The organism is Terriglobales bacterium (assembly GCA_035764005.1).
In the GTDB taxonomy this organism is placed as follows: domain Bacteria; phylum Acidobacteriota; class Terriglobia; order Terriglobales; family Acidobacteriaceae; genus Gp1-AA112.
In genome coordinates, this window is record DASTZZ010000079.1 from 1 (window position 1) to 8,672 (window position 8,672).

Genomic DNA, 8,672 nt, shown 5'->3' on the forward strand with positions numbered 1-8,672 from the left:
GAGCTTGACGATGCGCGTCATGTCCACTTTGAACACCGTGTGGACGTGCGCACTGGTGTGCTTCGATTCCGCCATGCGCTGGGCGATGATGGAGCGCATCTTCGTCATGGGCACGAGGTCGCCCGGAGTCGGAGGAGGTAGCGCCGGAGCCGGAGCTGCGGCCACCTGGGAAGGAACCACGGAGGGGGCGGTCGGACGCGGAGTCTGGGCTGCGGGCGCCGGAGCACCCGCGGGATATTTCTGAATAAACCCGAGAATGTCTTCTTTGGTAATGCGTCCGCCCATTCCCGTTCCGGGAACCTGGCCGAGATCGATGTTATTCTCCTTCGCGATCTTGCGGACCAGCGGGCTGGAGCGCACGCGCTCGCCTTCGCCCTCGCTGATCTCCGTTACCTTGGAAGGTTGCTGTCCATAGCCAGCGGGGGCCGTTTCGGTCTCTGTCTCATCTTTTGCTTGAGAAGCCGGAGCTGCGGGCGCCGGACGCGATGGTCCATTCGTACTCGCGGCACTGGGAGCGGGAGCAGCCTTTGCGGGTTCGGGAGCGGCAGGCTTGGCCGGAGCCGCTGCCGACGCGCCTGCGCCATCGCCGTCGATGATTCCCACAACGGTATTCACCTGCACCGTCGTACCCTCTTTGATCTTTACTTCCTTGAGCACCCCGCTGGCGGGAGCAGGGATTTCGGCGTCCACTTTGTCGGTCGAGATCTCGAAGAGCGGCTCGTCGCGCTGAACTTTGTCACCCGGTTTTTTGAGCCATTTGGTAAGAGTGCCTTCGAAGATGGATTCGCCCATCTGAGGCATGATCACGTCAGTCGGCATGTGGTCCTTCCACTAGTAGGAATCTTGGCGTAAAGGCAACCGAACATTATATCTGTTTGGCGCTTCGTAGAAGCGCAGCGCGCAGACTCTGCTGCACGGGCGCGATCTCGAAACCAAACTCACGCGTGAACCTGGAGCCATCGGCGAGAGGCGCGAGTGAACGAGTTCTGCCGGAGAGTTCGACGTGAGTCTCAGGCGCTGCAGATTCGACCGCTTGTTTCAATTGAGCAGCCGTGAGCAGCTCCGCCGGACTGTTGTAGACGATATGCTGAACGGATTCGGCCTGAGCTAGTGTGACTAGCATCCGCGCGACGTCGTTAACGTGGACGACTGTAAGTGGGTCATCAGCCGCGTAGGGCAGGGAAATGCAATGCCTCCTGCCGAGTTGTTCAAAAATCTCCGAGCGCCAGGGAGAAGAAGTATTGCGCGCCCCCGGACCAATGACGGTGGCGATCCGCAGAGCGACGAATTCAATGCTGTCATTCTTCTGCAGGGTCTCACCTGTAATTTCGACCGCTCGCTTCGCGGCGCCATAAACATCAATGGGGGCTGCCGGAGTGTGTTCCGAAATGGGAGCGTTAGTTCCGGAGCTCCCATAGACACTCGTGGAACTTCCAAAAATAAATCGTCCCACGCCGTGAGCAGTTGCACATTGAAGCAGTGCCATGCTCCCGTCGACATTCACCTCCGTCGCGCGGATGGGATCTCTTGAAGCTGCGCCGGGGAGTATTGCAGCGAGGTGAATGATCGTGTCGAAATCATGCGAGGCGAAGAGCGCGTCGAGTGATACAGAATCGGTCAGGTCACAGGCGAGAACGGCGTGTCGCGCGAGTTCACCTTCTTCATGCGATATCGGAGCAGACTCCTGTCTATCAATTGCCACGCAATCCATTCCGATTTTGCGCAAAAGGTGACACAAGGCTCGGCCAATGAACCCTGCCGCGCCGGTGACGAGAATCTTCGACATGAGTGTTCACTGTAGCGTAGCGTCCGAGGCTGGATCTGTCGTGTGCATGCCTTCGCCGCCAGCATCTCTGCTACCCTAGTCAGTCCTCATTGGACAAAAGATCATCCCAGCCTCGGGAGCAAGAATGAACTCTTTCCGTTCGCGCATTGGACTGTTCTCTTTTTTTCTAATTTTCACAATTGTTCCAATCTCTCTGGTTCGCAACTCTCGCGCTCAGAGCGATACTTCGCAATCACAAACTCGGAGCGATGACGACAAGCGCAACTACCGCTCGGCCATGGAACAGGCCGATCAGAAGATCGCCGATGAGGTGAAGGCTCACTCCGAGCTGATGAAGAACCTCGAATACCTGACCACCGAGATTGGAGCGCGGCTCACGGGATCGCCGCAAATGACCCGCGCCAGCGAGTGGACTTTGCAGCGCTTCAAAGACTACGGAGTGGACGCTCATCTTGAGACCACCGAAATCCCGCACTCGTGGACGCGGGGACAGGACACGGCCGAAATCACTACGCCGATTCAAAAGGCGGTCGAGATTCGCTCTCTGGGCTGGAGCAAGGCAACCGCAGGTCCCGTTTCGGGAAGCGTCATTTTCCTGAACCTCGATGACCCAAAAGAGCTCGATAAATATAAAGGCAAGCTCAAGGGAGCGATCCTGATTACGCGCAAGCCGACGGAGCTTCCGCCCGCATCGGAAGTGCCCAACAATGCGTATGATGCGGTGATTCCTCCAAGCCACGGCATTCCGCAGCCGGGCGCGCGCGGACGCTTTCGCGAACGCATGCAAATGATGCAGACCGCCGCCAACGAGGGCGCGGCGGTTCTGCTCATGGACAGCGGCAAAACCGATTCGCTGTTCAATATGGGAAGCTTCAGCCGCTATCAGCCATCGCAACTCCCCATCGCGTTCCTCACGCATGAGGATTACAGCCTCGTCTATCGCTTGCTTCAGGCCGGATCGGTTTCGATGAAGGTGAACCTGACCGGCACGTTCAGCCCTGCCCCTGCCAAGGTTTCGATAACGGTCGCCGAGATCAAAGGCAGCGAGCATCCGGACGAGCGGGTGATCGTCGGCGGCCATCTCGATTCCTGGGATCTCGGCCAGGGAGCGCTCGACAACGGTACAGGATCAATGGCTGTGCTGGAAGCGGCACGTGCATTGCACGCACTGGGATGGAAGCCGAAGCGCACGATCACCTTCATTCTGTTCACTGGGGAAGAGCAGGGCGGCGTCGGCGCGGAATTGTTCGTAAAGAATCACGAAGCCGAAATTCCCAAAATGGATGCGGTGCTGATTCATGACACCGGTACCGGTAAAGTGTTCAGCATTGCTTTGGAAGATGAGTACGAAACGGCATCGCTGATGGAAGAGATCTATCGGCCGCTGCAAGAGGTCTTCGATCTGGAATTCCTGAGCACGCGCTACTTCGGCTCCTCCGATCACGTTGAGTTCATTGATAAAGGGGTTCCTGGGTACTTCTGCGTGCAAAAGCCTGCGCACTATCGTCAGGCGCATCACAGCCAGACCGACACCTTTGACAAAGTGATTCCGGACGAGATCAATGAAGGGGCGGCATTCCTTGCAGCATGGGCATGGAACGTATCAGAAATGCCGCAGGCATTGCCGCATCATGCACCGCGCGAGCGTAGAGGAATGGAGTAGACGTGCAATGCGCTCAGTAGCGGTCGCAATACTCTAAAGTTGTCATCCTGAAGCGCATCTTTCGCGTGAAGGATCTCCCGCGATTTGTCGGACTAAGTTGCTGCTGACGAGGCTCCTCTACCCGGAACCCTAAAGCTATCGGTAGGAGCCCTTCGCCTGCATTGAAATCCCGGGAACATTACGGAGAGATTCCTTCGCGAAGAAGAAGCGTTTCAGGATTACAGCCTTTGAGAGCTTCGGCAAAATCCGATGGGGTTCCGATAGCCTAGATCGTAACTAGAACTGCAACTGGCAAACTCTCGAATATTTCGCGGCAGAGCATTTTGCGATCTGTTGCCGTTACTTTCTTATCGGTCAGCACGTTCCGCAACTCGCTGGGAACGCCTTCCGGCAAGGTGATGGTTGCGTCGCCCCACACGTCGCCGATTGGTGGCTCGGCTTTTCCTGCCATCAACGTGTACGCGAGCCGCGGGACGACAACGATGGCTGCTTCCGTTCGTCCACTTTCTTCGTGAATACGCGCAAATGCGCAGAGATACAGATTCTTATCCGAACTTTCCAGCGGTACGTAAGTCCCTTTTTGGAACAAGCCAGGATACTCACGGCGAAGCTCGAGCGTACGCATGGTAATCCACATCTTGATGCGCCCATCCTGATAATTTTCCAAAAATTGGCGAACTAGAATCGCGGGCTCGGGCTGCCTGCGCAGCTCCGAAAGCATTTTCTTGCGTAGATCAAAATTCACAGGCCGGCGGTTATCAGGATCGACGAGGCTGAAGTCCCACAGTTCAGTTCCCTGATACATGTCGGGATTGCCCGGGCACGTCATTTTCAGCGTCGCCTGCGCGACTGAATTGATCATCCCAAAATAGGAAACCGGTTTTAGAAAGTCCTCAAGCAGGCTGGAAAAGCTATTCGCGCGGCCATAGTCATTGAGGATCGCCGCGATAAACTTGCAAAGCGCATCTACATATTCCTGGTTCTGGTTGACCCAGCTGAGATTGACTTTGGCTTCGTGTACCGCCTTAGTCATGTATTCCTGCACACGGCTAATCAATTGCTCGCGATCGCCTGCTGCTTCCGTCCAGGGCCAAATGCCGACCAGCGTCTGATAAAGGAGATACTCTTCGTTCGCGTCGGGAACCACGCGTCCGTCAGAGATTGTGACTTTTTTGTTCCGGTTCAATCGTCGCGCGCGCATTACGAAGGCAGACCACAGCTTGGGCATTTCGGAAAGGACGTTCAACCGAGCGTGAACATCTTCGCTGCGTTTCGTGTCATGGGTGGAGGTCGCCAGCATCGACGATGGCCATCGCTCGGCACGCTTCACATTCGTGGCATGGAATTCGGCCGGACTTACGCCGAAGTGTTTGGGCGAACTGCCGACTTCGTTCACCGAAACAAAGCGGTTGTAGACGTAACAAACTGTGTCCTCGAGACCCTTCGCCATTACCGGTCCACTCAGCTGTTGGAATTTGAGAGCGAAGTACAGTCTGCGGCGGTACATCATCTCGTCCAGTCGCCCGCCTTTGAGCTCCAGGGTGTCGCGCAGAAAATCGAAGACGCGGTCCGACATTCCGGGATTCAGCCGCTTGGCTTTCCGAATTGCAAACTCGATGTATTCCTTATCGCGGGATGTGTACTCGCCACGCTCGTCGATGTAAGTGCGGTAAACGGGGAAGCAGGCGATGGTCTCGCGGATGCTGTCGCGCAAAGTCTTCAGCGTGAAGTCGCGTGCGCGCCGATCGCTCGAGGAAATTTCGCCGAGCAGATGCGTGAGCACGTTTACTTCGCTCGAGAGCGCATTGTGCATGATGAGCTTTTTACTCTGATAAATGAGCGTGTCGACATCCGTGACTTGCCCGGCGAAGCGCAGATAAATTCGGTCGAAAGCATGTTCGTTGCTCTGGTCAATAAAGAGCCCGTTTAGCTGATTGGTGAAGTCGTAGCCACTGGTGCCGTCGACCGGCCACTCATCCGGCAGCTCTTCGCCCATTTCGAGGATCTTTTCGACGACCACATATAAAGGATGCTTGCGGTACATCCAGTCGTTCTGGGAGAAGACCTGCTGGATTTCAAGCGATATGCCGTTCTCGGCGAGCGGTACAGCCGGTTCCGCGCCATTTACGCACGCAGCCGCGTATAGCAACTGCAGGCGAATGAGATATTGCCGCGGATTGAGCATGCCGTCACAGTGGTCGATGCGCACGCCGGTAATCATTCGCTCGGCAATCAGGCGGCGGAGCATGCGATGCGTGGCGGCAAAGACGCGCGGATTCTCCATGCGCAGGCCGACCAGGTCGTTGATGTCGAAGAAGCGACGGTAGTTGATCTCTTCGCCTGAAACTCTCCAGTGCGCCAGCCGGTATACCTGAAGTTCCAGCAGCAAATGCAGAAGATCGAAGCTGTGCGGCTCGTCGGCGTGTCCGTTGATATGCTCGAGCGCGCGTCCCAGGAGCTGCTGCACTGCAGCCGAACTCTGCAGCAGCTTCTGCCATTCCGGACGAATCTGGTTCCAAATCCGGCTGCGCTCCTGCGCCTGTGCGGGATCCGTACTGCTGTGTTGCGGCAACGAGCGCAGACGTTCTAGCAGCCCGCGGAATCGAGCCAGATCGCCGGTCGAATCCGATTCTGGCAGAGGACCAAGCGCTTCGAAGATGAGTGGAAGCGTCTGCGGATCGAGAGGGAAGTCGTGATCGTAGTACCGGACCACGAGCTCTCCATCTTTCTCCCGAATCTGCAGCTTTCCGCCCTCGAGTTCTTCTCCATATTGGTCGCCCAAAACGGGAAGCAGCAGCTTGTTATGCAGCTCGGGCTTCAGCGGATTCCAGTCGATGTCGAAAAACTCGCTGTACTCGGAGGCTCGTCCGTGCTGCAGCACGTCGCGCCACCACGGCGTCGCGGTGCTCACGCCCATGTGATTAGGAACAATGTCGAGCACGATCGACATGCCGCGCGCATTCAGGTCGCTGACCAGCGCGCGCAGGTCTTCCTCATTTCCAATTTCGGGATTCAGACGATCGTGGTTGATGATGTCGTAACCGTGCACGCTACCCGGCCGCGCTTCGAGCAACGGCGAGGCGTACAGATGCGAGACGCCGAGATCGTGAAGATAATCGGCAAGCTCCCGCGCCTGCTGGAGCCCAAATCCGTTATGGAACTGAATGCGGTAAGTAGAAAGAGGACGATTGCCGGTTTCGTTAACAATCTGTTCCAGTACTTCCGTGAGACTCAGCGATTCGGCAGCAGTGCTCTGATCGGTCGTGCGCATGCAACAACTTAGATGCAGCCTTCATGACCAATAGCCGCTTCGGCAGGTTGAACACGGAGGACACGGAGGTCACGAAGGAAGTTTCAGGTTAGGGCCATTCACGACACGGTGAATACCTTCTCGAAGATGAGTAACGTTGAAGTTCATCAGAATTCCTACTTTTTTCTTGCTCAACCGGAGATACGAGAGCAGTTGCGCTTTGTGCACAGGAGCAACTTGGTCGATTGACTTGATTTCAATAACGATCTGGTCCTCCACGACGAGATCCATCCGATATCCCAGATCGAGCTTAACCGTATCGTAAATAACCGGAAGAAGAACCTGCGTGTTCACTTGAAATCCGGCCTTGCGCAGTTCGTAAGCAAGGCACGCTTCATATGCGCTCTCCAGTAGGCCGGGGCCAAGCGCCGAATGCACCTTAAGAGCGGCCTTAATAACCTGATGACTGAGCTCGATCAACGACCACGCTGGTTTTGTGCCTTGCTCCACCCTCCGTGTCCTCCGTGTTCAAACCGAAAGGTGGTCAGCGTAACACAAGGATCTCGTGCCCGCTTCAGCCCAGCGCCTGGTCGAAGTCGGCAATGAGGTCTTCTTTTCCCTCAAGTCCGACCGAAATGCGTAACAGTCCCGGAGCTATGCCGATCTTTGCCGCTTGCTCCAGGGTCATGTAATGCAGGAAGTTCGAGGCTGGATGGACGGCCAAGGTCTCGATTCCTCCCAGGCTGGCCGCGCGTGAGGCTAGGCAAATGCGGCTGAGGAAGCGGTCGGCGGCTTCGTATCCGCCGTTCACCTCGAAAGTAAGCATTCCGCCGAAGCCCGACATCTGCTTTCGCGCAAGCTCGTGCTGCGGATGACTCTTCAGCCCAGGATAGTGCACGACTTTGACCGCCTTATGTCCCTTCAGGAACTCGGCCAGAGCCATCGCGTTCTCGTTGTGCTGCCGCACGCGGAGTGAGAGAGTACGCAGGCCGCGCAGCATGAGCCAGGCGTCGAATGGACCTAGGGTGGCGCCGAGGATCACATGTGCGTTCCAGATTTTCGTGATCGATTCAGAGCTGCCCATTACAGCTCCGGCGATCAGATCAGAGTGGCCGCCGAAGTACTTGGTTGCACTGTGAAAACTCAGGTCGATACCGAGGTCCAGAGGTCGTTGGTTAATGGGTGTTGCGAACGTGTTGTCTATCAGCGAGGTGATTCCGCGCGAGCGTGCGAGCCTGGTAACTGCCGTAATGTCGGTCAGAGTCATGAGCGGATTGCTCGGAGTCTCAATGAGTATGAGTTTGGTATTCGGCCGCACTGCTTTTTCGAACGCTGCAGTGTCCACCTGATCGACCTGAGTCACCTCGACTCCGAATCGCGGCAGGAAGCTGTTGAGCAGGTTGAGCGTGCCGCCGTAATGGTTCTTTTGTGCAACCACGTGATCACCCTTGCTCACAAGCGCCAGGACGGTTGCACTCACGGCGGCCATTCCTGAACCGGTCACCAGCGCCGATTCGGCGCCTTCTAAGGACGCGAGCACGCTCTCTACCTGGCTCAGCGTGGGATTTCCATAGCGCGTGTAGAACTCCGGATGCCGCGGTCGGCTGGCGCGGTCGGCAAAGTCCCGCGCCGAATCGCCGCGAAAGGTTGCGGTCTGAAAGATCGGAGGCGCTACCGCGGAGGTTGCGTTCAGCTCGCGATCGCCGTGGATGAGTCTGGTTTCGACTGAGGCATTCTTCAGGTGGTCGGCTTTCATAAAGGTCTAATCCTACGCGTATATCGTTCATCAGCGCTGCATTGCGAGAGCCTCCACGAACGTCAGTTACGGACAGATGGTGTGACCCCCTCGAATGAGACAGCGAGGAAATTCCCTGGTTGCCGTTCGCTGAGATTTGCTCGACGAACGAAGGTTGTAGGTTGCAGCATAAGCGTGGCTGAGGAAGCGGAGGCGAGCCATGCTGGAGAGCAACTCG

Annotated in this window: 6 protein-coding genes; 1 reads left to right on the forward strand and 5 read right to left on the reverse strand. The window is 56.6% G+C overall.

What is annotated here, in order from left to right; genetic code table 11:
• Positions 1 to 819: biotin/lipoyl-containing protein (locus VFU50_13550; GenBank protein ID HEU5233883.1), on the reverse strand; the 819-nt coding region annotated here is incomplete at its 3' end.
• A 46-nt stretch (positions 820 to 865) separates the two neighbouring features.
• On the reverse strand, positions 866 to 1,786 hold the full coding sequence (locus VFU50_13555; protein ID HEU5233884.1) for an NAD(P)-dependent oxidoreductase: 921 nt from the start codon (positions 1,784 to 1,786) through the stop codon (positions 866 to 868).
• A 124-nt stretch (positions 1,787 to 1,910) separates the two neighbouring features.
• On the opposite strand from VFU50_13555, the gene VFU50_13560 reads away from it, so the two are divergent.
• Entirely contained in the window at positions 1,911 to 3,449 is a 1,539-nt protein-coding gene (locus VFU50_13560; protein ID HEU5233885.1) for a M20/M25/M40 family metallo-hydrolase, read from the forward strand.
• A 265-nt stretch (positions 3,450 to 3,714) separates the two neighbouring features.
• Here VFU50_13560 and treY read toward each other — a convergent pair whose 3' ends face one another.
• From treY to VFU50_13575, 3 genes are all read right to left on the reverse strand, one after another.
• On the reverse strand, positions 3,715 to 6,720 hold the full coding sequence (gene treY / locus VFU50_13565) for a malto-oligosyltrehalose synthase (protein HEU5233886.1): 3,006 nt from the start codon (positions 6,718 to 6,720) through the stop codon (positions 3,715 to 3,717).
• 69 nt (positions 6,721 to 6,789) lie between these two features.
• Complete coding sequence (locus tag VFU50_13570) at positions 6,790 to 7,209, reverse strand: GxxExxY protein (GenBank protein ID HEU5233887.1); 420 nt, start codon at positions 7,207 to 7,209, stop codon at positions 6,790 to 6,792.
• Between the two features lie 64 nt (positions 7,210 to 7,273).
• Positions 7,274 to 8,455 carry a PLP-dependent aspartate aminotransferase family protein gene (locus VFU50_13575; GenBank protein ID HEU5233888.1) on the reverse strand — a complete coding sequence of 394 codons (1,182 nt, stop codon included), beginning with the start codon at positions 8,453 to 8,455 and terminating at the stop codon, positions 7,274 to 7,276.
• Positions 8,456 to 8,672 lie beyond the last annotated feature (217 nt).

Coding starts and splice junctions, on each gene's coding strand:
- VFU50_13555 (HEU5233884.1), bottom strand. CDS start 1,786: ATGTCGAAGATTCTCGTCACCGGCGCGGCAGGGTTCATTGGCCGAGCC.
- treY (HEU5233886.1), bottom strand. CDS start 6,720: ATGCGCACGACCGATCAGAGCACTGCTGCCGAATCGCTGAGTCTCACG.
- VFU50_13575 (HEU5233888.1), bottom strand. CDS start 8,455: ATGAAAGCCGACCACCTGAAGAATGCCTCAGTCGAAACCAGACTCATC.
- VFU50_13560 (HEU5233885.1), top strand. CDS start 1,911: ATGAACTCTTTCCGTTCGCGCATTGGACTGTTCTCTTTTTTTCTAATT.